The sequence below is a fragment of the Rhizobium sp. RHZ01 genome, assembly GCF_014851595.1.
Lineage (GTDB): Bacteria > Pseudomonadota > Alphaproteobacteria > Rhizobiales > Rhizobiaceae > Rhizobium > Rhizobium altiplani.
Map to the genome: position 1 here is coordinate 293,412 of NZ_JACUZZ010000003.1, position 24,200 is coordinate 317,611.

Below are 24,200 nucleotides of genomic sequence, written 5' to 3' on the forward strand. Positions count from 1 at the left end.
CCGGAGCACGCGTAAAAGGTCAGTAATCGACCGCGTCGCGGATGATCGGGCAGGTCATGCAATGCCCGCCGCCGCGCCCGCGTCCAAGTTCAGCACCGGTAATGGTGATGACTTCGATACCTTCCTTGCGAAGCAGCGTGTTCGTGTAGGTATTGCGGTCATAGGCATAGACGACGCCCGGGGAAGCGCAGACAAGGTTGGCGCCGCTATCCCACTGGGTGCGCTCGCGCATGTAGTCATTGCCCCCGGTCTGGACGACGCGCATCTTCTTCAAGCCGAGGGAGTCGCGGACCGTCTCGACGAAGCTGCCCTTGTCCTTGTGCAGCTCGACGCCGCCTTTGCCGTCCGGGCGGTAGGAGAAGGCATCGATCTTGTCGACGATGTCGGGATAGATCAGGACGCAATCACGGTCGGCGAACGTGAAGACCGTGTCGAGATGCATGGCCGCGCGCAGCTTCGGCATGGCCGCGACAATAACGCGTTCGGCTGCACCCTTTTCGAACAGCGCCTGGGCAACCTGGCTGATCGCCTGGCGCGAGGTCCGCTCGCTCATGCCGATTAGCACGTTGCCTTTGCCGATTGGCATGACGTCGCCGCCCTCGAGCGTGGCAAGCCCCCAATCCTTGGTCGGATCGCCCCACCAGACGTTCACCTTTCCGGCGAAATCCGGATGGAACTTGTAAATGGAGCTGGTGAGGATTGTCTCCTCGTGGCGGGCCGGCCAGTAAAGTGCGTTGAGCGTTACCCCGCCGTAGATCCAGCAGGTGGTGTCGCGGGTGTAGAGCGTGTTCGGTAGCGGCGGCAGCAGGTATTCGTTGACACCCGCCGCGTCGCGTATCAGCGCGAGCTGCTCACCACCGATCGATTCCGGAAATTCAAAGGTCGAGAGGCCGCCGATCAGCGTTTCGGCGAGCTCGCGGTTGGAAAGCCCCTCCAGATAGGAGCGAACCTCGTCAAGCAATCCGAGCCCGATCTGGTTCGGCGCGACCTGGTTATCGAGGATCCACTTCTTCGCTTCCGGGATGGCAACTGTTTCGGCGAGCAGATTGTGCATCTCAACGACTTCGACGCCGCGATCGCGCATCTTCGTCATGAAGTCGAAATGGTCGCGTTTGGCATTGTCGACCCAAAGCACGTCGTCAAAGAGAAGATCGTCGCAATTGCTCGGTGTCAGGCGCTGGTGAGCCCGGCCGGGCGCGCAGACCATCACCTTGCGAAGCTGGCCCACTTCCGAATGCACGCCGAAAGGGATGTCTGATGTCATGACGCTCCTGCCTTTCTGTTCAAGGTGTGATGATGCCCGTCAACAGGCCGTAGGCCCCGATCAGGCCGGCAATCAATGTAACGGCGAAGATGATGAGCTCGGTGGAGGTAAACAGCTGCAATTTCTGCTCACGCCGCGCCCAGACATAAAGAATGGTGCCAGGCACCAGGAGGACGGCGACGAGAAGCACATATTTGAGACCGGCGGCAATGAACATGAAGATCGTGTAGATGACGGCGATCCAGGCGAAAATCTGGTCGCGACCGCGCTCATTGGGCGTCGTTTCATAGCCCACGCCGCTGCGGGCAAGCAAAACGCCGTAGCCGGCGACGAGGAGATAGGGCAGAAGCGAGGTGACGCTCGTCATGTCGAGCATGAAATTGAAGGCGTCGCGTGACCAGTAGGTGGAGATGATGAACAGCGACACGACCAAGTTCGTCAACCACAACGCGTTGGCTGGTACGCGATTGGCATTCTGCGCGGCAAAGAGCCTCGGCATGTCGTCGGACTTGGCCGCGGCGAAGAGCACTTCGGCGCAGATCAGCGACCAGGCGAGATAAGCGCCCAACACCGAGACCAGAACGCCAATCGAGATGAATACGGCGCCCCAGTGCCCGACAACGGCTTCGAGAACCGCGGCCATTGAAGGTTGCTGGACCGCGGCAATCGCCGATTGCGGCATCACCGCATAGGGAAGCATGGTCACCGCCACCATCAGACCGGTGACGCCGACAAAGCCCAGTATGGTTGCGGCGCCGACATCGGAGCGTTTTTCGGCAAAGCGTGAATAGACGCTTGCGCCTTCGATGCCGATGAACACGAACACAGTGATCAACATGGTATCGCGGACCTGCGCGACCAGCGGCTTTGCCGGCATGTCCGCACCGCCAAAGAAGTTCTCGGAGAACTGCGTGTAGTTGAAAAAGAAGATCAGCAGCAGGATGAAGACGAGGATCGGCACGATCTTGGCGACGGTGACGACGGTGTTGATGAACGCTGCCTGCTCCACTCCCTTCAGGATCATGAAATGGAAGGCCCAGACGCCCAGCAGCGACACGATGATCGCAATCGCGCTGCTTCCGTCGCCGAAGATGCCCGGGAAAAAGCGCCCTAGCGTCGACCCGATGAGCACCCAGTAGAAGACGTTGCCGAGGCAACTTCCGAGCCAGTAACCGAAGGCCGAAAGGAAGCCCATGTAGTTGCCGAAACCAGCCTTGGCATAGGCGAACACGCCCGCGTCGATGTCCGGCCGTTTCTCGGCGAGAGCCTGAAACACGCGCGCGAGCATGTACATGCCGGTACCCGCGATTGCCCAGGCGATGATGGCTCCGAAAGGTCCTGTGGCGGCGCCGAAGCGACCCGGCAGGTTGAAAATGCCGGCCCCGACCATGGATCCGACAACCATGCCAGTGAGTGCCAAACGGGAAAATTTCTGCGTGGATTGAGATGCCATGTCGCCCTCTCATGCCAACTGATGTTGCTTTTTAAAGCTTATGCACGTCGTGTAATTATTTGCTCTGGAACGATAATTCGTTTCCCTGCGACTGTGATCCGTATGAAGTACCACGAATATGCGATGCTTGCAATTTTCTGCGACCACTGGCTGTAAATGAGCGACCACTCATCGCGTTGCGCGATCGACTAAATGCTAATACGTCCTGTCGCGATGCCGAGAATCGCGGCAACTGCGCCAACCGCCGCAACCATAAATATGGCGGTCTCTGCCGGAGTAAAGGTGCGCTTATCCTGCTCGCGTCTGGCCATGAAGTAGAGGATGGTTCCAGGTCCATAGATGGCGGCCGACAATAGCAGGTGCTTGGCGCCCGCGGCATAGATCAGCCCGGCGGTATAGAGAAGCGCGATACCGGCCCGCACGAAGTCGCCACGATGACCGGACGAATCCCGCTCGTATGTCTCGCCGGTCCAGGCGAGCTTGAAGCCGTAAGCCGCAACTAAGAGGTACGGGATCAGGATCATCGAGCTCGTCAGCTCCAGCGCCAGGGTGAAGGCGTATTGCGCAAAGAGAGTGAGGATCAGGAACACCTGGACCACAATGTTGGTGAGCCAGAGCGCGTTCGAAGGAACACCGCTTTCGTTCTCTTTGGAAAGAAAGCGCGGCATCGTGTCGAACTTCGATGCCGAATAGAGAATTTCGGCGGCGAGCAGCACCCAAGAAAGGTAGGCGCCGGCGACCGAGATTATCAGAGCGGCGCTGACGAACAGCCGACCCCATGGTCCGACCACCGCTTCGAGCACGCCGGCCATCGAAGGATTCCTGAGCGTTGCGAGATCCGCGCGCGGCATTATCCCGTAGGACAGGAGCGTAATCAGAACCATCAGCGAAAGCACGCCGAGAAAGCCGGTCAGCGTCGCGATACCGACATCGGCACGATTGCGTGCGTAACGCGAATAAACGCTCGCGCCCTCGATACCGACAAAGACGAAGACCGTGACCAGCATCGTCGCGCGCACCTGGCTGGCAATATCGGCGAAGGTCGGGTCACCGCCGCCCCAGAAATTGGCGGCGAACAGGTCGTATCTGAAACCCGCAATCACGAAGACGATGAAGAGCAAGATGGGAACAATCTTCGCAAACGTAACGATCGTGTTGATTACCGCGGCTTCGCGAATGCCGCGCAGGATGACGAAATGCATGCACCAGAGGAGGATCGAAGACGTTGCGACTGCGAGTATCGTGTTGCCATCGCCGAAGATCGGGAAGAACAGCCCAAGTGTCGATTTGATGAGCACAAAATAAGAAACATTGCCCAGGAGCGCCGCCGACCAGTAGCCAAGAGCCGAGAGGAAGCCGAGATAATTGCCGAAGCCGGCCTTGGCATAGGCATAGATGCCTGCGTCGAGATCGGGGCGGCGCCGCGACAGCGATTGGAAGACGAAGGCGAGCATCAGCATGCCGACGCCGGCGATCGTCCAGGCGATGATGGCACCGAACGGTCCGGTTGCGCGGCCGAAGGCCTGTGGCAAGGAAAATATCCCCGCGCCGACCATTGAGCCCACACACATCGCCATCAGGGTCCAAATCGAAAACTTTCCTTCAGAAGGGGAGGTCATGACACAAACCGAGTTGTTGGATGGGTGAAGTTTAGCGCGTCCTTTGACGCAAAGTGCTCAGCAAGAAATCCAGAAACTGCGCCTCCGGTCCCGTTTGCAGGATCACGCACGGGCCGCGCCTGTATTGGATGCCGATAATCAACCACGTACATAGGTCCCGAAAAGGTAAAGGACGATGATGTAACAGAGTATCTGCAGTGAGTAGGTCTGGCCATTGCCGGTATAGGCCTGGCGAACCCACTGCGCCGCTCCAATGACCGCCGCGCTAGTCCCGTTCCAGACGGCCCTGGCTAGGGGTTCGGTGACCGCTGCCAACGCCGGTTTATAAAAGCGATAGAAGGCGTCGATGCCCGTTCTCGAAAAGCGGCCGAGATTGCCCCGGTAAATAAGCCAGGCGACGAGAAAGATCGCAGCCGACAGCATAAGTGCGACCGTCATCGCTGGCAGTGGATTCCAGTGCGCATAAACCTCTTCGAGCGACATTCCCTGCCAGACGAGCCTTGAGGAAAATTGCGGGTCGATTGCTGCCGAAATCGGACCCATCACGAGTTTCGGGAAGAATGAGAGTGCCAGAATGGCGACCGCAAGCAGCGCTTGCGGCGCAAGCAGGCTGATCGGGGCTTCACGCAGATATAGCCGGTCTCCTTTCGGTTGGCTTAGGAAGATCGCGTAGGCGAAGCGGAACATGTAAAGCAGACCGAGCAAGGTCGCAGCCACCCCAAGCGCGGCCAGCCCGTACCACCCACGATCGATCATGGCACTGAGGAGCAGCCATTTGGCGCCGAAGCCGACGAGTGGCGGCAGTCCCGACATTGACAGCAGCGCGACGACGGCAAGCACGAACGTGAGCGGCATTGCCGTCATAAGTCCGCTGATCTCGTCGAAGCGGCGCGTGCCGGTTCGCAAAATGACGGCAGCTGCCACGAGAAAGAGAATGCCCTTGACCATCAGATGGTTGGCGATGAGATACATCGCCGTCACCCAGCCAAGATGGCTCATCATGGCGATGGCCGTCATGATATAGCCGAGCTGGCTCATGCTCGAATAAGCGAGCATGAGCTTTACGTCATCCTGCTTGAGCGCCATCGCTGCACCGCCAAGCGTGGTCAGAAGGCCGATCCAGGCCATCACATGTGCAAGCTCCAACCCCGTGTTTGCCCTTATCGCCAGATAGGTGACAAGAAACAGGCCGACGATCGCGACCTTGCTGACCACGGCCGACAGCATCGCCGACATGTCATCATCGGCTTCCGCATAGGTGCCGGGAAGCCAAACATGCAGGCCGATCGCGCCGGCCTTGATGAGAAAGCCAATCCCCAAGAGGGTGAATGCCATCGACGCCATGCTGGATGAAACGAGCGCGTCCAGGGAGATGGTGCCGCTCTCTGCAGCCGCAAGCCCGAAACCGGAAAGAATGCAGAAGGCCGAAATCAGGGAAAACATCAGGAAGGGCAAGGCATGCGGGTGCGCACTTCGCCCTTGCATGATGAGGAAATAGGTCGACAGTGTGATCAGTTCCCAGTTGAAGAAGAACTCGAGACTGGTGGGCGCCCAAAGCAGTCCGACTATCGCAAGCAGCAGGACCGTCATGAATGGATAGTAGCCGGGACGCTGATCGGTGCGATAAAGCCCCGCCATGGCAACGACGAGCCCGCCCCCAAGCAGAAGGGCGGCGAACAGCTGATTGAGCCCGGACATCAAAGAGACTTGTGCCATGCCGAGAAAGAACACGAGCGCGAGCATCAGCACGCATTTGATCCGGCCGGGAAGCCCGTCCACGCAGAAGACGACAAGACCAGCCAGGAGCGGCAGGAAAAGCTGGAGCGAGGCAACCCCGGCAAGGCGTGATGCGATCCAACCTCCCGCAGTCAGTAACATCACGCAGACAAGCGACGGCGCGAGTGCAGCGATCCTGGGCCAGGCTTCGGCAATCTCGGCCGACGCCCGTGTCGACTGCTTGAACCAGCGAAACATATAGGCAGCTTCGAGAAGCGACCCAGCCAGAATGAGGATCACCCAACCGTAGCGCTCGCCCGCGGCAAGCCGCACCACGAGTTCCCACTTTGCCCAGAAGCCGGGGAAAGGTGGCAGACCGGAGATTGCAACGAGCAACATGGCAAAGACGAGGAGCGTCAGCGGTCGGTTGGCAATGGCAGGCCATGCCGCGGTGCGTGGGAGCCCAACCGCACCGACCAGCCAGAACAGGCCGGCCTTCGCGAAAAGATGGTTGAAGAACAGCCCGCCGACCACAAGCGGCATCGCTGCGTCGGCGTCGAGTTCTCGCAGCAAGGCAAGCGACAGCATCAGCAGGCCCATCTGGGCAATCGACGAATAGCCGAGCAGGCGCTGCACCTTCGTCTGCGGCAGACCGGCGAGATTGGAGAAGAGAAAGGTCAGGCCACCCGCCCAGGCGATGAGGTCGTAATGGGTCGCAAACAGCGGCAACAGCTTGAACAGCGCAAAGAAGACGCCCGCCGACACGCCGCCGGAGATGAGGGCCGCAATCCCGGCGGGCGCGGTTTCGTAAACGTCAAGACCCCAGCCATTGGCGGGGAAGGGTTTCAGTTCGAGTATCAGCGCCGACAGGACAAAGAGAAGCGCCGTCGTGCCGATCGGGCCTGATATCAGCGCCCTGTGTTCGATCATGTCGTCGATGTTGAGGGTTCCGGTGACGTGGTAGAGCAGCACCGCGCCCAACAGGAAGCATGACGAGGCAAGCACCGTCGCCATGATATACTTGAAGCTTGCCGAAAGTGCCGCAGGGCTGCCCTCCATCCCAAGCAGGCCGTAGGTCGCGATCGACATGATTTCCAAAAAGACGAACTGGTTGAACAGATCGCGGGTCATCACCATGCCGTTGATGCCCATGACCAGTATGAGATAGAGCAGCAGTGCCGCATAGGAGTTACGCAGCCGGCCCCACAGCTGCCAGACGCCGAGCATTGCGGCGAGATTTACGCTGACGGCGAAAAACCCCTCCCAAAGCCCGAAGCGCAGATTAATGGAAAAGGGTGGGATCGCTCCGGCGGTATAGATCTCGTTTGTCGAGCCGCCACGGAGTAGCCACCACAATTGGACTACAGAGACCAGCGTCATACCGGCAAGGGCAGCGAAGAAGACGATGGCCGGGAGCGGCTTGGCAATGCGATAGACAAGCGGGATCAGAAAGCCGCCGCCAAGGCCGAGCAGGAAGATCGTCAGCGGTTGCAGCACGCCTCCTACCATTTCGATTCCGTCAGCGCATCGATGGAGAGAGTTTTCCTGGCATCATGGATACGGATCGCAAAGGCGAGCATCACGGCGGTCACGGAAAAGCCGATGACGATCGCCGTGACCACCAGCGCGGCGGGGATGGGATCAACCGAACGCACCGTTGCTTCGGAGATTGAAAGCGCCTTGTCGATGATCGGCGCCGTCCCCCCGGTTACATAGCCTGTCGCGACCATCACCAGATGCAGGCCGGTATTGATCAACGAAAAGCCGATGATGATGCGCAGTATGTTGCGATGGCCAAGCATCCCCCAGAAGCCGATGAGGACGAGCGCGAAGCCCGTGACCATGAGAATGTGCGACACCGGCAGCCCCATGTTTCCTCCTTCAGCTTCTGAAGCGATCGATGACGACGCTGAGCTCCGCCCCTACCTTGATACCCAACAGCGCCGAAATCACCGGGATCGCCCCGGCGCTGGCGAGCGAGCCAAACTCACCCTTGGGCAGGATGTGGCTGTCGAGAAACCCGCCTGCGAACCAGAGCCCGCAAATCCCGAGCAGGACGTAAATGACGCCCGCCAGCGATTCCGTTACGCTTAGAAAGCCTTGATGGAGGCCCGTGCCGGGGCGGGCGAGCACTAGCAGCATCACGCCCGACGCCACCACGGCCCCTCCCTGGAAGCCGCCGCCGGCCGAAAGGTGACCGTTCATGATAACATAGGCGCCGAACAGGAAGATCAGCGGCAGGATGATCTTCGCGCCGTTTTCCACGAGCTCGCTTGGTCGCGGGGCTTCGTTCGTGCGGTCTTGCGCCGGCGATCCGCCAAGCAGGATGCCAACGCTCGCAGCCACCATGAAAAGGACGGCCACTTCGCCGAGTGTATCGAAGCCGCGAAAGGTGATCAGGATGCCGGTGACGACGTTCGCTCCGCCGAGATCCTGTGGCACCGCGGTGAGATAGTGCCGGGCAAGCGGCGAGAGCGTCTGGCGTTCGCTATATCCGCCTGCGACGCCGGCGAAGATTAACGCGAAGACGAGGATGGCAAGAAGGCTGAAGACGCGTTTTGTCATGCCTTGCCCTCCTTGGCCGCCTCATCTGCATCGCGAAGCGCGTCCACAACCGTCGTCTCCGCCATCGGCGTGCGTACTGCATGGGCCGCGCGCGACAGCGCGTGCGACGACAGGGGGTTGGTTATCAGAACGAAAACGGCGACAATCAAGAGCTTGAGCGACCAATCGGGATGGTAGATGCCAAGCCCGGCGACGACAAGAATGTTGCCGAGCGTCGAGGCCTTGGTCCCCGCCTGGATGCGGGTGAAGACATCGGGCATGCGCAAAAGCCCGAGGCCGGCGGAAAAGAGAAAGAACGCGCCGACGAGGATGACGATGCTGCCGACTAGCTCCTGCACATCTCACTCCTTCTCACTACCGGCGTCTCCGCCGCCGGTTCTGCGAATGGCATAGAGAAAGATCAGCGTCGCGAGCCCGGAACCGATTGCTGCTTCTGCCATGGCGACATCGGGCGCGGCAAGCAGCACGTAGGAGACGGCCGCAAGCAGGCTCGCGAGCCCCGAACTCACCATCGCCGTCATGAGATTGGGAAGGCGCACAGCAAGAACCCCGCTGATCAGGATGCACCCGCACACCAGCATAACGAGAAGCTCCAGCATCGTGTCACGGCCCCTTTTCCAGGAAACGAGCGATAGCAAGCACGGCAAGGAAGCTGAGCAGCCCGTAGACGAGCGCCACATCGATATACACGAACCGGCCGGAAAGATGCGCATAAAGCGTCACCAGCGCGATCGAGACCACGGTCAGCATGTCGATTGCCACGACGCGGTCCATGAGGGTTTTGCCGATGATCAGACGCAGCGCCCCAAAAACGATGCTGAAGAAGATGAGAACGGCGGCAATGCGAACGATGAAATCAGCCAAACGCCGCCCCCAGGTGCTTTTCGAAGGGTCCGGCGATCATCGCGGCGGCTTGCTCCGGGTCTGTCGTCTTCACATCGAGCCAATGAACGAAAAGGGCGTCGTCCCTGATGTCCATGACCAGCGATCCGGGGGTCAGCGCGATCGCATTGGCAAGGGCAAGGCGACCGATCGGCGATTTCAGCCGCATCGGGATCCTCACGATGCCGGGGTGAATGTCGATGCGCGGCGAATAAACGTAGCGCAGCATGTTGACGTTCGCCTTCACCAGTTCGATGAAGAATACCGATGCAAAGGCAAGGAAATGGTATGCCGCGCCCGGTGTCAGCGCGGTCTGCTGCCATAGTCCATAGCGACGAGAAACGATCGCTGCGATGGAAAGGGAGATGACGGCGCCTGTCATCACGACCGGCAGAGCGAGTGAAGCGTTCACGATCAGCCAGAGCGCGAACAGCAAAACCCAAAGGCCGATCAACCCCTTGAGGGCTTCAGGCAAGCCGTGTTCGGTAGTTTCGCTCTCCGCCGGCATAGCATCGACCTTCGTCGCCACTGCTAGTAGCAATCAAGCAGGGTTACCCCTCGAAATCAAGGGGGGCCGCCCTCCCGTAGGCCGACACCGATCGAACGAAACCTGACATCGCCGACGAAGGTTGTGGCATTGCTTGCTCAAAATCTCGAAACCCGGGAAGCCCCAAGATGATCAGAGCCTCAACCAAATGTCATCGAAATCAAGCTTGAAATTTGCAGCAGAGCCGTTCGGACTTTCAAAGCTTTTCAAAGAAATCGTTCAAAGGCCGGATTGCGTAGAAGACAATTCGAAGACATTCGATCCTCGAAATTATCTTAATGCTCCGCTAACATTTCATAAGTTTAATCAGAGTTAGAAGCCGGGAAGTAACTTGGCGGCAAGACGCTCTCTGGCGAATTGCTGCCTGTCTTGCCGTTAGCAGCCACTTTTCTCCCCGACAGCTTCATTGAAGCAATCAATGATCGACGAGTGGTGATCAAGATGTTTGCCAGGCTATTGGTACTAAGCCGTTATATCATGATCCTGCCAGTGGTCGTGACGTTGATTGGAGCCATATCGCTGATAGTTTACGAGACTGCGGTCATGGCTCTAAGTATCCGCGATACAGTGGAGAACATTGCTATCTCGACGCAAGCAGTCAAAATGTTTGCGATCGGAGTGGTCGAGGGCATTGATGTCTTCCTAATCGCCGTAGCCGCCTACATTATCAGTCTCGGCCTTTATACGCTTTTCATTGACGAGAATTTGGAGCGCCCCCGATGGCTCATGCTGAAAGATCTCGAAGACCTGAAAGCAAATTTGGTCAGCGTGGTGATTGCCGTGCTTGCGGTACTGTTTCTTCGAGAGGCTGTTGCGTGGGATGGGTCGCAAAGAATTGTCTATTTGGGCGTGGCGACAGCCCTTATCATCTTTGCGCTAGCTTTCTACCTTTCTAAGCACAAAGGCTCCCCGCCATGATGCGTGGTCGTTCGTCGGCAGGCCGCTTCTTCGTCAAGCCGGCCGGCGGCTGAGGACGGAAAGTTCTGGCCTGCGCACCATTGCCGGCCCGGCAAATTGCCTGGACAGCACGAATAGCATCTATTGCGCCGGAGCCGTTTCCTCTATCCGCTCGCTTCCGCCGAGCGCCCACCGGGTGACTGGGCGAGCGAGAAGGACGAGGACGATCCCGAAGCCGGCGCTGATCAGGAAGATGCGGGTGAACGCGTCCGGAAGTCCGGCGGCATGTTCGGTGTCCATACCTGCGGCCAGCAATCCCGCCATCAGGTTGCCGAGCGACGCGGCGACAAACCAGAACCCCATGATCTGGCTGGTGAAGCGCTCTGGCGCAAGGCGGGAGAAGGTTGAAAGCCCGACCGGACTGAGCATCAGTTCGCCGACTGTGTGCAGCAGGTAGGTACAGACGAGGAAGAGCCCGGTAACCTTTACGCCCGTTGCCGCTGTGTGCGCCGCCGGCACTAGGATCAGGTAGCCCAGGCCCATCGCGACGAGCGCCAGTCCAAACTTCACGAAAACGGGAATGGTCCAGCGTTTCTCGGCATAGATCCAGAACGCCGCAAAAGCCGGGGTCAGCAGGATGATGAAGAGGGAGTTCAAGTTCTGGAACCATGAGGCAGGCACCGTGAAACCGCCAAGTTGGCGCTGTGTGAGGTCGTTTGCGAAGAGGTTGAGCGAGGAGCCGGCCTGTTCAAAACCGGACCAGAAGAGCGCGGCGGCCACGAAAAGGAGCGCAAGGACGATCATGCGCCGTTTCTCCGAGCCACTCAGGTCCCCTGCCAAATAGATGTTGAGGAAGAAGCCGATGGCCACAGTCACGATGATCAGGCCCATGGCCTGTGCCAGCCCTTGCGCGCTGGTCAGATTGATCTGACCGGTTAGCGCTGCTGCGGCGACCAGGACGACGACGAGGCCACCGATAGCACCCGTGAAGAGGTGGTCACGACGGCCGGTCGCCGCGTCGGGGTGATGGTGCACGGCGGGCGCCCCACCTTTGTCGCGAAGCGAGGTGCGGCTCGCCCGCAGGAAGTTGATCAACCCCAAGAACATGGCAACGGCAGCCGCGCCGAAACCCCAATGCCAGCCCCAGTTCTCGCCGAGATAGCCGGCAATAAGTCCTCCGAGGATCGCGCCGATGTTGATGCCCATGTAGAAGAACGAGAACCCTGCGTCGCGGCCGCCGATATCGTTCTTGTCATAGAGTTGGCCGACCATGGTCGAGATGTTTGGCTTGAGAAGCCCGGTGCCGATCGCGATGCAGAGGAGGCCGAGGAAGAACACGATTGCAGCGGAGCCGGAGACCGCGAGCAGGACATGCCCGATCATGATGACGACACCGCCAACGACGATCGCGCGCTTGCAACCCCAGAAGCGGTCGGCGATCCAACCGCCTGGCAGCGCCAATATGTAGGCCGACGCGGTATACAGGCCATAGATCGCTGCGGCGTCGGCCGTGGCGAGACCCAGGCCGCTGTTTTCGACCCGATCCACGAGGTAAAGGATGAGGATCGCCCGCATGCCGTAGTAGCTGAAGCGCTCCCACATCTCGACGAGAAAAAGCGCAACCAGTCCTGGTGGATACTTGACAGACGTCGTCATCGGCTCCCCCCGACTTTTTCATCTGCGCTAGTATAGCGCGAATCACCGCGGAAAGCGCGCGCTACCTACCTCGCGCTATGGCGAGGAGAGCGTCCAATACCCGCGAATGCTCGTAAGTCCTTTGCCGCAACATTGGAGTCGGCAGCATATTGGATGAATTTGATTTCAGCTTTGAGCGATCACAAAGGCGATATCAGGTTGGGACAAGGCGTGGCAAAACCGGACTTAGGGCGGCGCAGTAACGGAGTGTGCAACCTCGCTAAGGCGATGGGGTGGATTGCAAGGGCGGTGCATTGAGCCGGCCGCGTGCCTGCTGCGAGGAGGTTTTTTGTATCAATGCTGCTTGGCGCGAGCACGCCCACACTCTGGAAACGAATTTGCTTCATGCTTCTTCCCTAATATTTGCTATATAGATACGCGATTGATACTCGTGGTTGGCGCACCATTATCCTCCGTAGGAAATCTTGCTCGAGCAAACATAGTTGGTGGAAGAAACGCGATCATGTTACGCTCATTGCTCCTAGTCATCTGCGTGACCATTGCAGGAGGCTCCCTTTCAGCGTGCGCTCCTCATACCGAGCCCATCGATGTTAACAGCAATGCCGCGCTCAGCACGAAGTCAGCAAATAGGAGCCCAGGCCCTAGGCGCGTCAAAGGCACGACTGACTGCAAGGCAAAGCCCAATTACGCAGGGATGCTCCGTACACTCTGCTATTGACCGCTTAGAGCCTCTTTCAACGGACTTGGGCGGCCGAGCCAGCGGGGACACTGGCATGGCCATCTAACGTCGAACACGAGAAGTTGCTGCTCGTCGTGACGCGTGCGGCTTGAGACGAAGCGGACCTCGCAATCAAGGGTTATCGAGCACGCGTCACAGTTCCTCGGCTTCGAGCGATGACCAATCCGCGAAGATTTCGACGCGAGCACGTTGCGGCCTTGAAATCGATTCGTCAAAGGCCGGCATTGGTGACAGAAAGAAGAAGGCAACTGCAGTACCGACAAGGCCACTACCGCAAAAATCAAGCAAGGGAAATCTGTCGATCCGCCATATCGATTGTTGATTGCCGGTGCGCGACGATGACTCGAGTAATCCTCAAGGCCCCGACTGCGTTGTTTATCGTCGCTTCATTCTTGGAATCTAGATGACTGGTTGCTTCATCGAGAAAGAGGATCGAAGGCCGCCGGTACAAAGCCCGCGCCAGAAACAATCGTTGTATTTGGCCGCGCGACAGAGCACTCCCCATATCCCCCACGAGTGTCTCGAAGCCCATGGGCATCTTAAGGATGTCTTCGTCAATGGCTGCGATTCTGGCACACTCCTCAACCCATTTGTCATCGAACTGCGGATCAAACACAGCAATGTTCTCTGCAATTGACCCCGCAAACAACCGGTCCTCCTGCAACACGCAGGCTATCTGACTCCGGTAGTAACTTAGACCCATCTGCCGGATATCTTGCCCGCCGAGGCTGACGGTTCCGCTCGTCGGCGTGATCAACCCTGCCATGATTCTCAGGACGGTTGTCTTTCCGGAACCGGACGCACCGGTTATCGCCAAACTCTCTCCCGGTGAAACAGAGAGGCTCAACCCGTTTAAGACGAAGGGTTCGCTGTCGCCGTAGCGGAAACATATGTCTGTCGCGCACAATGCTCCAAGCCTCACTGGATTCACGAGAGTGGCAAAGTCACGGCGGGTCATTTCTTCTGGTTCAGCCAGGGCAATGTCGGCTACACGCTCCGTGTGGAGGTTCAACATTCGCAGTTTGATCACAAACCCAATTAAGCTTTGAGATCGCACGATGAACATCCCTTTGTATGAAATGAACGCGATTAGCATGCCGGTCGTCATATTGCCGCCGATCACCGCTCTGGCACCCATCCAGAGCGTCACGATGCCTTCCACACCTGCCACAAAGGTCGCAACTGTTCCAAAAAGTAGATCCAACTTCTTGATCCGGAGTCCAGCATTGATGGTGTCAACAAGCAGGTTGAGCCAGGCGTTTTGGCGGCGCTCGCAAATACCCAACGCCTTGATGCTTGCAATGCCGCGTATCGTCTCCATGAAGTGTGTGTCTTCTTTGGCGTTATGGACGATTGCCGCCTCATTCGCCTCCCTGTAGGGGACGTATGCGAGAAGTCGAAGGATCAGATCGAGACCGAGGCTAACGAGCGCGACAGCTGCAAGCTGACCGCCGAAGAGTACCATCATCGCCGCTGAAGCGAAGATGACGATGACGTCAAGCATGGTGACAACGAGTTCGGCGGTTAGTGTCGTTTGAATTGGGGTGAGCGACCCAAACCGCGAAACGATATCCCCTATGTGCCGCTTTTCGAAGAAATCCAACGGCAGTCGCAACAAATGATCGAAAAGGCCAATTTGCCAATGAACACTCAGCGATGTACCTAGCATCAAGCTGGCCCATGACTGGGCAACGCTGACCATCGTTTGGACGAAGAGGAACAATCCGAGCCCAATGGCAATAAGGCTGAGGAGGTCGAGGTCGCCCGCTACGATGGCCTGATCCACAATGATCTGCGTCCCTATTGGTATTATCAGCCCTAAGATTTCCAGAGCGAGGGACAGGGTCACAATTTGAACAAGTGCTCGCTTCAGTCCGACTATACGACGAAACAGACAAATAAGAGGGAGCCGCTGACGCTTGCTTTGCCTTTCAAAATCGCTCCCGGGCCAGGCTTCTAGGGCAACTCCAGTGAAGCTGCTTGAAAATTCGCTTAGCGGCACACGTCTGCGGCCTCGGGCGGGATCGACGATCGTAGCGTGGTTTGTTGCAACACGCTCGAGCACCACGAAATGCCGGAGATCCCAATGCAATACGCAAGGCAGTCGCAGATTGCGCAATTCATGTAGGTCGAGCCGAAGCGCCCGAGTTGTCAATCCTAACGAAGAAGCAATTCGAACCATACTGTCCAGCGTGATGCCCTTCAAGGAAGCGCTGAATCGCCGGCGAAGGCTTGCAAGATCAACCTCGTATCCGTGATGTCTGGCCACCATTGCCAGGCATGCCAGACCACATTCCGCGACCTCCGTTTGCAGGATGACAGGGATCGTCCGTCCGAAACCGAAGGACAAGCGACGCAATACGCTCATTTCGTTCGGTCTTCGAAAACGTCGGCGGCACGGCCGCGCAAGCTGTACAAGGGCTCTAAAACCCATTTCCACAATGGCCGACGGTCAAGAAGAATATCGGTTTCAACCTGCATCCCCGCCTGAAGGGGTCGGGCTTGGCCGTAAGCCGTAACGAATTGGGTCTTCGGTACGACGGTCACACGATATGAACCGGCCATGGACGGATCTCCGGCAAGCGCCAACTCCGCATCGCCCGGCTGAATGGTCACCCGCGATACCTTTGTCACCGATCCCGTATACTGGCCGAACCTCTCATAGGGAAAGGCGGCGTAGCGAAGCAACACTTGGGCCCCCACTTTCACAAAGCCGATCGCACTGCTGGGAACGGAAAAATAGATCTCCTGCTTTGATCCCGACGGCAAGAGGAACAGAAGCGGTGCACCCGCGAGCACAAACTGTCCTCGTTGGGCGAGTATAGCTGTGACTACACCTTCGCGTGGCGCGTACACGAAAACGCGTCGCCTCGCCTCGCCCTGCGCGATTTGAATTTCGATGTCGGACAATCGACATTTCAGATCGCTAATGAGTGACGCGGTGCGCGCTGGCCTGCTTGCCAGTCTAGCGTGGACTTCAATCAGTCGCTGATCCAACTGCGTACGCTGCCGTTGCAACGTGGCCAGGCTGGCTCTGGTTTGCATGAAATCCTGTTGGCGAGTTTCGAATTCCCTTTGAACTGTGATGCCCTGCCCCGCCAAAAGACGATGCTTCTTCATCAGGGTTCGCAGGACATCCACGTAATCGGAGGTGCCATTAATCTGGTTTCCGATCACCTCCACTTCGCGAACCAGAGCTTGTTCTTGATCTTCGAGCTCTCTTTTTTCGATCTCATCGAGATCGTTGCGACGGTGTATCTCTGCAAGAATTTCCTGGCGCTGAATCTCCAGTTGTGACAGCACTATCGCCCCTGTTTCCCCCAAACTGGTCCAGCTATCAAACCCGAGCGTAGAAAGCGTCGCACCCTGACGCACGGCGACACCTTCCGCGACGCCGATGTTTATCACGCTACCGGCCTGCGGAGCGACGACTCGCACAACGCCGGCGCTCGGCGTCACAATGCCCACAACACGGACTCTGCGCGTGTATTCGCCGAAGATTATGAGGAGCGCCACCAGGCAGATGGCTATCGTTGCCATGCTCGCCACCATCAAGATCGGAAGGGGCTGCAATAATTTCGGCCTACCCAACCAGTTGACGCGCTGTGCGGCGATGACTTCGGGGCGAAGAAAAGAGGACGCAGTTATTTGCGATAAAGGATGACCCGAGTTTTCTGGCGGCGAGTTGACCATCATCGACGTCATTTTAGAATAGCGACGCGCAACCTGTCGCACATGAACTCAACAGAATAGCCCGTTGGCGAAGCACTCCAAAAGGGCAATGACAATGCAATGACCGCTCTCGTCGTACCTCGCACTAGGAGCGTAGTTTGAATTTACGGACGCACGAGTACGCCTTCCAGGTATTTCGACATCTCATCGACGGAAAAGGCACCGGAATAGCGCTTTGCGTTGATAAAGAACGTGGGCGTCCCATGCACGTCAAAAAGTTGCTCAGCTTTCTTTCGCCCGTCAATGATTTGATCCAACAAGGTCTGGTTTGATAGGCATTTGAGAAACGCAACTTCAGACAATCCTGCAAGTCTTGAAATGCGCAAAAGAGCTGCCTTAGCATTTGCGCCCCGAGCCCATTCATTCTGCTGCTCGAAAAGCGCATCAAGCAACGGCTGCCGAGCTTTCGCCGGAACGCATCGCCCCAACATGGCGGCGCCAGCTGATGCCGTATCGAGCGGAAAGTCCCGCATAACGAAATTTGCCTTACCGGTGTCGATAAATCTCTCCCGCAGCGCTGGAAAAACCTGCGTGGCGAACGCTGCACAGTGTGGACATCCCATCGACGCATACTCAACTATGGACACGGGCGCATTCGCGTTGCCGATGATTACATCGTCAAGGGGCTCGTTGCTTACTAGAACCGCCTGTCGCGTGAATTCGCTGGATTGTGGCGCTCGCGAAAGCAACCAAAGCCAAGCGCCACCTGCCAAGAGTATAACGAATGACAAGAGAATTAGGCGCCGAACGCTCATGATTGATTGTTTATACAACTAATACCTCGTTTTCGGCACCTAAGTCTCGTGCTGCAATGCGGTCTGCTACGAGGTCGGCGCCCCCCCTGGCGCGCAACGATCCTTTCCGTTAGAGCCTGTGGAAGGACGCCCATTCAGGCCCTTGCCATCAGATCCAAATACTCCGCCGGTCGGGGACCTGCTGGAACTCTTCGAAGTCGACTTCCCAGGGTTGCCACTTCCACCACCCCTGCCCCCGCTGATGAGACTTAGTTCGTGACTGTTCAGTTCGCGCATTCGATCTACCTCCTAGCGTTAAGCTTTTCAGACAGGCAACACTACTTATAAGGGCCTATCTTGAGGATGCTATCCGTAGATGTACCTAGGAAATATCATCGGCTTTGGCTTTTACTTATCGATTTCAAACGGACAAATGTCATATGCCCATTAGGGTTAGCCACCAGATTCCGGATGCCCCACCCGCTCGACGTCTCCCAGATCGACAATGCCTCCACGGACATTCATTTCCTGGAGGTGGTCGACGGAGCGGTTGTGGTCGTCGGCCGTTCGTATTTGGCCGTCGTCACCCGATATGGCGACACTGGCCATCGACTTCTGCCTCACCTGGAAAAGCCATCGGTCTTGTCGGTCGCGCTTTGTCTTACCCAGGCCATCCGCGAAAAATGGCTTGCGGCGCGAAATCTCAGTCACCCCTGGCCAATGTTCGGCCGGCCGCGTCTGTTCGCGGATCTGGAGCGCTGCGTGCCGTTGGCCATTGTCAATCACAACCTTCAGGAAAACCCCAAGATGCTGAAGTGCCGTTCATCGAATGGCAATACAACACTGCGGCTCCGACTACTTGCGGCGACGAACCCAGCGGGTGCTGTTGTCGTTTCTGCCGGGTACGGCAATTGTCGCCATAAGGGATCAGCATGTTTGCCTTGCACTATTATTCACCGTGGCTCGGCACCGTCGTTTCACAGCCCTACCGGCTTCGCAAAGCTGGAGGTCAGATACAATCCCCGCGACACTAGTCGTAGGTGGATTTAACAGATCGCCCAAAATGCCAAGCCACAGGCGTCCCGGGATGCGGCGATTTCTCGCCGCACCCAACGCATCTGGCTTTAAGCTTTGATGAAGGCCAGCAGATCGGCGTTCAGGACATCGGCGTTAACCGTCAGCATCCCGTGCGAAAAGCCTGGATAGGTTTTGAGCGAACCGTTTTTCAAAAGCTTGGTCGACTTGAGTGCCGAATCCGCGATCGGCACAATCTGATCGTCCTCACCGTGTAGGACAAGCGTCGGCACGGTGATTTCCTTCAGGTCTTCCGTTTGATCGGTTTCGGAGAACGCTTTGATGCCATCATAGTGGGCCTTGGCGCCGCCCATCATGCCCTGACGCCACCAATTCTGTATCACGCCTTCCTGGATCTTCGCACCGTCGCGGTTGAAGCCATAGAATGGGCCGGCCGGAACATCGCGGAAGAACTGCGCGCGGTTGGCGGCAAGTGCCGAACGGAAGCCGTCAAAAACTTCGATCGGCAGGCCCTCGGGGTTCGAGGCCGTCTTGACCATGAGCGGTGGAACGGCGGAGACGAGAACCGCCTTGGCGACCCTGCCGGCCTTTTGACCATGCTTGGCGACATAGCGAGCGACTTCACCGCCGCCTGTCGAGTGACCGATATGCACGACATTCCTTAGGTTCAGGTGCTCGACGACGGCAAACGCATCGGAGGCGTAATGGTCCATGTCGTGACCTTCGGAGACCTGGGCCGAACGGCCGTGACCGCGGCGGTCATGGGCGACGACGCGATATCCATTGGCGAGGAAGTACAACATCTGTGCGTCCCAATCGTCGGACGACAGCGGCCAGCCGTGGTGGAACATGATCGGCTGTGCGTCCTTCGGACCCCAGTCCTTGTAGAAGATCTCAACGCCGTCCTTAGTGGTTACAGTGCTCATGTTTTTGCTTCCTTCAGTGGAGTGCTTCGTGGATGCAGCGTTGGCTGCAACGCTGAAAGAGGTTGGAATTGCAAGGGACGCAGCGGCGGCAGCTCCAGTGACGAGGGCAGCGCGGCGTGTAACAGGGAAGAGGTTATCGGTCATTTCGGCTCCGGTTTCCGTCGGGTGTGGTGCGCGACGGGTGTCTGATGGACGGATATTGTCGAAGAACATGGCCATCAACAATTGCATCAATAATTCAGATTTAATTGCGCATATTGAAATTATCGGCGGGCAACTACTCCCGCCACCAATGACGAGAATCAGGCAGCCCCCGGACGGTTGATCGTCAGGAAATGTCGGACGACTGGTCTTTCCGAGCCTGAATGATACGTCAGAACCTTGCTCTGCAGGTCCGCATCCGCTTGCGACACACGCTTGTGCTGGCGCAGATGCTCGGCCCAGGACTCCACCATGAACCATTCGACAATCTTTTGAGGATCGGCCGAATCCTCGGTGATGCCCCAGCCGTAGGCGCCATCGCGGCGACGTTCCTCGGAGAGTTCGTCGATTGCACGAAGGAAGGCAGTGCGGTGATGTTTTTCCACCTGGTACTCGATGAGGATCAGGACTGGGCCACGGTCATGGGCGACCGGTTCTGCGACCAGCGGTTCTGGCCAATGGTTTGAGGCCACGAGATCAGCATCGCCGGCCGGCAGTTTGATGCGATGCATGATGATACCAGCGACCAACAGGCCCGCAGCGCCGATCAGCAGTGTACCGGGTACGCCGGCAACCTCACCGACTGTGCCCCAGCCGATGCTGCCAGCCGTCATCGCGCCGTTGAAGACGGTCAGATAGACGGCAAGGCCACGGCCTCGCACCCAGTTGGGCAGGATTGCCTGGGCCGCGCCGTTGAGAGTCGTCAGCGCGGTGATCCATGCGCCCCCGAGGAAAAGCAGGACGATGATGGCGACCCATTGCGGCGGGGCGAGCGAGAGCGCTGCCATAACGAGAGCCGTAATGACTGCGGCGCCGAGAAGCAGTCGATCGGCGTCGAAGCGTTCACGCAACTTCGGCATGACGAGCGCACCGCCGATGGCACCGGCACCGACCGCACCAAGCAGAATTCCGTAGAAGCCGGCATCTCCGCCAAGCAATTGCCTGGCGACGAGCGGCAGTAGTGCCCAGACGGCGCTGGCGAAGGCGAAGAAGATTGCCGCGCGCAGAAGCACGACATGCAGCGGACGGCTGGCGCGGGTATAACGAAGACCGGCACGGAAGGCGCCAAGGAAGCCCTCGGCGAGCGCGTCATCGGCATTCTTTGCTCGTGGCCACCAGACGAGGGCAGCGATGACAACGAAATAGCTTGCGACATCGGCGCCATAAGTAATGCCGGCCCCAAAAGCTGCCAGAAGCAGGCCACCAGCAGCAGGTCCTATCGAGCGGGCAATGTTAATGCCGAGCGAATTGAGGGCGACGGCGCTCTTTACATCCTCCCGCTTTACCAGTTCCGGCACGATCGCCTGCCAGGTGGGGCCCATCAGCGCAGCACCAATGCCGCCGAGGAAGGTAAGTCCGATCAGGGCGCTGACAGAAAGCATTCCGGTGTGTGCCAGAACCATCAGCGTGATGCTGACTGAGGCGAGCAGGAATTGCACGGCGATCAGGAACTTGCGGCGATCGAGGATGTCGGTCAGCACGCCGGCCGGAATGGCGAGAAGGAAGATCGGCAATGTGCCGGCCGCCTGAACCAGCGCCACGGCAGCTGGCGAGGCCGAGAGGTCCGTCATCAGCCAGGAGCTTGCGACATCGCGCATGAAACTGCCTGTGTTGCCAAGCACCGTGGCTGTCCAAAGAACTGCGAAGACAGGTTGAGCGAGTGGGGCGAAACTGCCCCCTGAGGACCGTGCGGGGCTCATTTGGCTGCTCCTTTGGTGAGATCAACGGCGGCGACGAGAACGAAGGCGCCAGTCAGGCCCAGATGTTCGAAGAAGGCATTCGTTGCCATCATCCGCTCCATGCCAGGGGCGAGTTCCCAGAAACGCAGCGCCACGAGGGTTGCGAGAAGTGTAAACCCCGACAATGCCAACGCCCCTGCCCAACGCAGCAGGCCCGAGACCACCATTGCGGAAGCGGTGAGCTCAAAGGTGATCACAGCCACGGCAAAGAAAGGCGCCGGATGCAGGCCGAAATGGTCCATCTCGGCGATCGCACCATTGAAATCTGCGATCTTGAAAAGCGGTCCCTGGATATAGGCCGCGCAAAGCGCCAGAAGCGCAACCGTGCGCGTGGTGGGAGCGGTGACGACTGCTGCGAGCGCGCTCCGCTCTTTTTTGAATGATGCTTTGTCAGTCATGTCTGCTCCTTTGAATGTGGCCGGTCGTAAGAAACGGCGCTCTGTATGGCTGTTGGAGCGATATTGGCTGGAATTATTGCCGCCAACAATTGCATCAATAATTTCGTATTAATTGCGAAATTTGCAATTAAGTGGAAGGTGGGAACGGGGCAGCGGTGATACGCTGCCCGCGCTAGACGCCTGTGGTCGTGACGGGTCTTAGACGGCCCAGCAGGAGCAACCAAGCGCGCCAAAGAAGCCCTTCAGGTCGGCGATCGGCAGTTTCGAAGTCCAGGCGCCGGCATGGTCATGGCCGTGGACACCGCAGTCGTTGGCGCAGCCGCACGAAGCGATCGCGGTGCGGCGCAGCGAGTGGCGACCAGCGCCTTCCGGTTCGCCCCAGGCGGCATAACCGCCAAACTTTCTGACCGGCGACCAGTCGGGCATGGCTGGAGGCACGTCGCTTTCGTCGAGCGCCTTGAAGTCGCCGGCGCCATAGACGACCTTGCCGCCGACCATGGTGAGATCCGATGTCAGGAAGGAGATCTCGTCCTCGGCGCAGGAGAAGAAGTCCTTGTCTGGCACGACGAGATCGGCGAACTGGCCCTTCTCGATGCGACCCTTCTTGCCTTCCTCGTTGGAGAACCAGGTCACCTTTTCCGTCCACATCCTGAGGGCCGTTTCGCGGTCTAGGCAGTTGGCACGTGGATAAAGCTGCATGCCGCCGACTGTCTTGCCGGTGACCATCCAGGCAAGCGAAACCCAGGGGTTATAGGAGGCGACGCGCGTTGCATCGGTGCCGGCCGAGACGTTGACGCCTTTGTCGAGCATGCGGCGGATCGGCGGGGTGGCTTCAGCGACGCCGTGGCCATAGCGCTCCACGAAATATTCACCCTGAAAGGCCATGCGATGCTGGGTGGCAATGCCGCCGCCAAATGCCGCGATGCGGTCGATGGAGCGCTCCGAGATCGTTTCGGCATGGTCGAAGAACCAGTTCAGGCCTTCGAGCGGAATATCCTTGTCGACCTTCTCGAAGACGTCGAGCGCGCGCGAGATGGTTTCGTCATAAGTGGCGTGCAGACGCCAGGGCCAGCGGTTCTGAGCCAGCACCCGAACGACCTCTTCGAGCTCGCCTTCCATTTCCGGTGCCATCTCAGGTCGCGGCTGGCGAAAATCCTCGAAATCGGCTGCCGAAAAGACCAGCATCTCGCCGGCGCCGTTGTGGCGGAAATAATCATTGCCCTGCTTGTATTTGACCGAGGACGTCCAGTTGAGGAAGTCCTCCTTTTCCTGCTTGGGCTTCTGGGTGAAGAGGTTGTAGGCGAGGCGGACAGTGAGCTGGTTTTCGTCCGACAGTTTCTGGATGACTTCGTAGTCATCGGGATAGTTCTGGAAACCGCCGCCAGCATCGATGACGCCGGTAATGCCGAGCCGGTTCAGTTCACGCATGAAGTGGCGGGTAGAATTGACCTGGTAATCGAAGGGCAGTTTCGGGCCCTTGGCCAGCGTCGCATAGAGAATGCCGGCGTTCGGCTTGGCGAGAAGCATGCCGGTCGGGTTACCATTGGCGTCGCGGGTAATTTCGCCGCCTGGCGGGTTCGGTGTGTCCTTTGTGTAGCCGACGGCACGAAGGGCTGCACCATTCAGCAGTGCCCGGTCATAGAGATGCAGCAGGAAGACAGGCGTGTCGGGCGCAACCGCATTGATCTCCTCGATCGTGGGCAGGCGCTTTTCGACGAACTGGTGTTCGGTAAAGCCGCCGACAACGCGCACCCATTGCGGGGCGGGTGTCACGGCCACCTGGCGCTTCAGCATGTCCATGGCATCGGCAAGCGAGCGAACGCCATCCCAGCGCAGTTCCATGTTGAAGTTCAGGCCGCCACGCACGACGTGGGTGTGGTTATCGATCAGGCCCGGCAGGACACGCTTGCCCTTGAGGTCGACGATCCTGGTGTCGGGGCCGGCGAAAGCCATGATTTCGGCATCGGTGCCAACCTCCAGAAAGGTACCGTCCTTGATCGCGACGGCAGTGGCATTCGGTTTCGAACGGTCGAGCGTGGTGATCAAACCGTGGTGGAGGATGAGGTCGGCGAACATGAGATATGCTCCTGGCTTCAC

At 58.4% G+C, this 24,200-nt stretch carries 20 protein-coding genes; 2 read left to right on the forward strand and 18 right to left on the reverse strand.

Annotated features, from left to right (window positions below; translation table 11 throughout):
* Positions 1–19 precede the first annotated feature (19 nt).
* The 10 genes from arcA to IB248_RS06010 form a co-directional block, all read right to left on the reverse strand.
* On the reverse strand, positions 20–1,264 hold the full coding sequence (arcA, locus tag IB248_RS05965; protein ID WP_018856278.1) for an arginine deiminase: 1,245 nt from the start codon (positions 1,262–1,264) through the stop codon (positions 20–22).
* A gap of 19 nt (positions 1,265–1,283) precedes the next feature.
* Positions 1,284–2,717 (reverse strand): basic amino acid/polyamine antiporter, encoded by a 1,434-nt coding sequence (locus IB248_RS05970; protein WP_018856277.1) that lies wholly within the window; start codon positions 2,715–2,717, stop codon positions 1,284–1,286.
* A 188-nt stretch (positions 2,718–2,905) separates the two neighbouring features.
* Positions 2,906–4,336, reverse strand: a complete 1,431-nt coding sequence (locus IB248_RS05975; RefSeq protein WP_169682050.1) for a basic amino acid/polyamine antiporter — start codon at positions 4,334–4,336, stop codon at positions 2,906–2,908.
* Positions 4,337–4,474: 138 nt separating this feature from the next.
* On the reverse strand, positions 4,475–7,561 hold the full coding sequence (locus IB248_RS05980; RefSeq protein ID WP_169682049.1) for a proton-conducting transporter membrane subunit: 3,087 nt from the start codon (positions 7,559–7,561) through the stop codon (positions 4,475–4,477).
* On the reverse strand, positions 7,555–7,923 hold the full coding sequence (locus tag IB248_RS05985; protein ID WP_169682048.1) for a cation:proton antiporter subunit C: 369 nt from the start codon (positions 7,921–7,923) through the stop codon (positions 7,555–7,557). Before IB248_RS05985 ends, IB248_RS05980 begins: the two co-directional genes overlap by 7 nt.
* A 10-nt stretch (positions 7,924–7,933) precedes the next feature.
* Positions 7,934–8,617, reverse strand: a complete 684-nt coding sequence (gene mbhE, locus IB248_RS05990; RefSeq protein ID WP_169682047.1) for a hydrogen gas-evolving membrane-bound hydrogenase subunit E — start codon at positions 8,615–8,617, stop codon at positions 7,934–7,936.
* Positions 8,614–8,955, reverse strand: coding sequence for a monovalent cation/H(+) antiporter subunit G (gene mnhG / locus IB248_RS05995; protein WP_169682046.1), 342 nt, complete (start codon positions 8,953–8,955; stop codon positions 8,614–8,616). Before mnhG ends, mbhE begins: the two co-directional genes overlap by 4 nt.
* Before the next feature lie 3 nt (positions 8,956–8,958).
* Positions 8,959–9,216: a hydrogenase subunit MbhD domain-containing protein gene (locus IB248_RS06000; RefSeq protein ID WP_169682045.1), complete on the reverse strand. Its 258-nt coding sequence runs from the start codon at positions 9,214–9,216 to the stop codon at positions 8,959–8,961.
* A gap of 4 nt (positions 9,217–9,220) precedes the next feature.
* Positions 9,221–9,481, reverse strand: a complete 261-nt coding sequence (locus IB248_RS06005; protein WP_018856270.1) for a monovalent cation/H+ antiporter complex subunit F — start codon at positions 9,479–9,481, stop codon at positions 9,221–9,223.
* Complete coding sequence (locus IB248_RS06010) at positions 9,474–10,040, reverse strand: Na+/H+ antiporter subunit E (protein ID WP_246733676.1); 567 nt, start codon at positions 10,038–10,040, stop codon at positions 9,474–9,476. The genes IB248_RS06005 and IB248_RS06010 overlap by 8 nt, the downstream gene beginning before the upstream one ends.
* Positions 10,041–10,403: 363 nt before the next feature.
* Here IB248_RS06010 and IB248_RS06015 point away from each other — a divergent pair, with 363 nt between their 5' ends.
* Entirely contained in the window at positions 10,404–10,964 is a 561-nt protein-coding gene (locus IB248_RS06015) for a YqhA family protein (RefSeq protein ID WP_018856268.1), read from the forward strand.
* 120 nt (positions 10,965–11,084) lie between these two features.
* Here IB248_RS06015 and IB248_RS06020 read toward each other — a convergent pair whose 3' ends face one another.
* From IB248_RS06020 to IB248_RS06035, 4 genes are all read right to left on the reverse strand, one after another.
* Entirely contained in the window at positions 11,085–12,599 is a 1,515-nt protein-coding gene (locus IB248_RS06020) for a peptide MFS transporter (protein ID WP_169682044.1), read from the reverse strand.
* Between the two features lie 1,019 nt (positions 12,600–13,618).
* The gene (locus tag IB248_RS06025) at positions 13,619–15,706 is read right to left on the reverse strand and encodes a peptidase domain-containing ABC transporter (RefSeq protein WP_169682043.1); all 2,088 of its coding nucleotides are present in this window, start codon (positions 15,704–15,706) and stop codon (positions 13,619–13,621) included.
* Positions 15,703–17,034 carry an efflux RND transporter periplasmic adaptor subunit gene (locus tag IB248_RS06030; RefSeq protein ID WP_210332954.1) on the reverse strand — a complete coding sequence of 444 codons (1,332 nt, stop codon included), beginning with the start codon at positions 17,032–17,034 and terminating at the stop codon, positions 15,703–15,705. Before IB248_RS06030 ends, IB248_RS06025 begins: the two co-directional genes overlap by 4 nt.
* A 140-nt stretch (positions 17,035–17,174) precedes the next feature.
* Positions 17,175–17,825, reverse strand: a complete 651-nt coding sequence (locus tag IB248_RS06035; protein ID WP_281412459.1) for a DsbA family protein — start codon at positions 17,823–17,825, stop codon at positions 17,175–17,177.
* Positions 17,826–18,275: 450 nt separating this feature from the next.
* On the opposite strand from IB248_RS06035, the gene IB248_RS06040 reads away from it, so the two are divergent.
* Positions 18,276–18,854 carry a hypothetical protein gene (locus IB248_RS06040; protein ID WP_169682040.1) on the forward strand — a complete coding sequence of 193 codons (579 nt, stop codon included), beginning with the start codon at positions 18,276–18,278 and terminating at the stop codon, positions 18,852–18,854.
* A gap of 74 nt (positions 18,855–18,928) precedes the next feature.
* On the opposite strand, the gene IB248_RS06045 is transcribed toward IB248_RS06040, so the two are convergent.
* From IB248_RS06045 to IB248_RS06060, 4 genes are all read right to left on the reverse strand, one after another.
* A complete protein-coding gene (locus IB248_RS06045) occupies positions 18,929–19,765 on the reverse strand; it encodes an alpha/beta hydrolase (RefSeq protein WP_192240516.1) in 837 nt (278 codons plus the stop codon).
* 302 nt (positions 19,766–20,067) lie between these two features.
* A complete protein-coding gene (locus tag IB248_RS06050; RefSeq protein ID WP_192240517.1) occupies positions 20,068–21,666 on the reverse strand; it encodes an MFS transporter in 1,599 nt (532 codons plus the stop codon).
* Positions 21,663–22,103 (reverse strand): DoxX family protein, encoded by a 441-nt coding sequence (locus tag IB248_RS06055; protein WP_169682037.1) that lies wholly within the window; start codon positions 22,101–22,103, stop codon positions 21,663–21,665. The genes IB248_RS06050 and IB248_RS06055 overlap by 4 nt, the downstream gene beginning before the upstream one ends.
* Positions 22,104–22,301: 198 nt before the next feature.
* Complete coding sequence (locus IB248_RS06060; protein WP_192240518.1) at positions 22,302–24,179, reverse strand: amidohydrolase; 1,878 nt, start codon at positions 24,177–24,179, stop codon at positions 22,302–22,304.
* Between the last annotated feature and the right edge of the window lie 21 nt (positions 24,180–24,200).

Bases quoted from the DNA above. Each gene is read 5' to 3' on its own strand.
- IB248_RS06020 (WP_169682044.1), bottom strand. From the start codon at position 12,599: ATGACGACGTCTGTCAAGTATCCACCAGGACTGGTTGCGCTTTTTCTC.
- IB248_RS05980 (WP_169682049.1), bottom strand. From the start codon at position 7,561: ATGGTAGGAGGCGTGCTGCAACCGCTGACGATCTTCCTGCTCGGCCTT.
- IB248_RS05985 (WP_169682048.1), bottom strand. From the start codon at position 7,923: ATGGGGCTGCCGGTGTCGCACATTCTCATGGTCACGGGCTTCGCGCTC.
- IB248_RS06060 (WP_192240518.1), bottom strand. From the start codon at position 24,179: ATGTTCGCCGACCTCATCCTCCACCACGGTTTGATCACCACGCTCGAC.
- IB248_RS06025 (WP_169682043.1), bottom strand. From the start codon at position 15,706: ATGAGCGTATTGCGTCGCTTGTCCTTCGGTTTCGGACGGACGATCCCT.
- mbhE (WP_169682047.1), bottom strand. From the start codon at position 8,617: ATGACAAAACGCGTCTTCAGCCTTCTTGCCATCCTCGTCTTCGCGTTA.
- IB248_RS06030 (WP_210332954.1), bottom strand. From the start codon at position 17,034: ATGATGGTCAACTCGCCGCCAGAAAACTCGGGTCATCCTTTATCGCAA.
- IB248_RS06035 (WP_281412459.1), bottom strand. From the start codon at position 17,825: ATGAGCGTTCGGCGCCTAATTCTCTTGTCATTCGTTATACTCTTGGCA.
- IB248_RS05970 (WP_018856277.1), bottom strand. From the start codon at position 2,717: ATGGCATCTCAATCCACGCAGAAATTTTCCCGTTTGGCACTCACTGGC.
- IB248_RS06040 (WP_169682040.1), top strand. From the start codon at position 18,276: ATGCCCCACCCGCTCGACGTCTCCCAGATCGACAATGCCTCCACGGAC.
- IB248_RS06000 (WP_169682045.1), bottom strand. From the start codon at position 9,216: ATGCTGGAGCTTCTCGTTATGCTGGTGTGCGGGTGCATCCTGATCAGC.
- IB248_RS06050 (WP_192240517.1), bottom strand. From the start codon at position 21,666: ATGAGCCCCGCACGGTCCTCAGGGGGCAGTTTCGCCCCACTCGCTCAA.
- IB248_RS05975 (WP_169682050.1), bottom strand. From the start codon at position 4,336: ATGACCTCCCCTTCTGAAGGAAAGTTTTCGATTTGGACCCTGATGGCG.
- arcA (WP_018856278.1), bottom strand. From the start codon at position 1,264: ATGACATCAGACATCCCTTTCGGCGTGCATTCGGAAGTGGGCCAGCTT.
- IB248_RS06055 (WP_169682037.1), bottom strand. From the start codon at position 22,103: ATGACTGACAAAGCATCATTCAAAAAAGAGCGGAGCGCGCTCGCAGCA.
- IB248_RS06045 (WP_192240516.1), bottom strand. From the start codon at position 19,765: ATGAGCACTGTAACCACTAAGGACGGCGTTGAGATCTTCTACAAGGAC.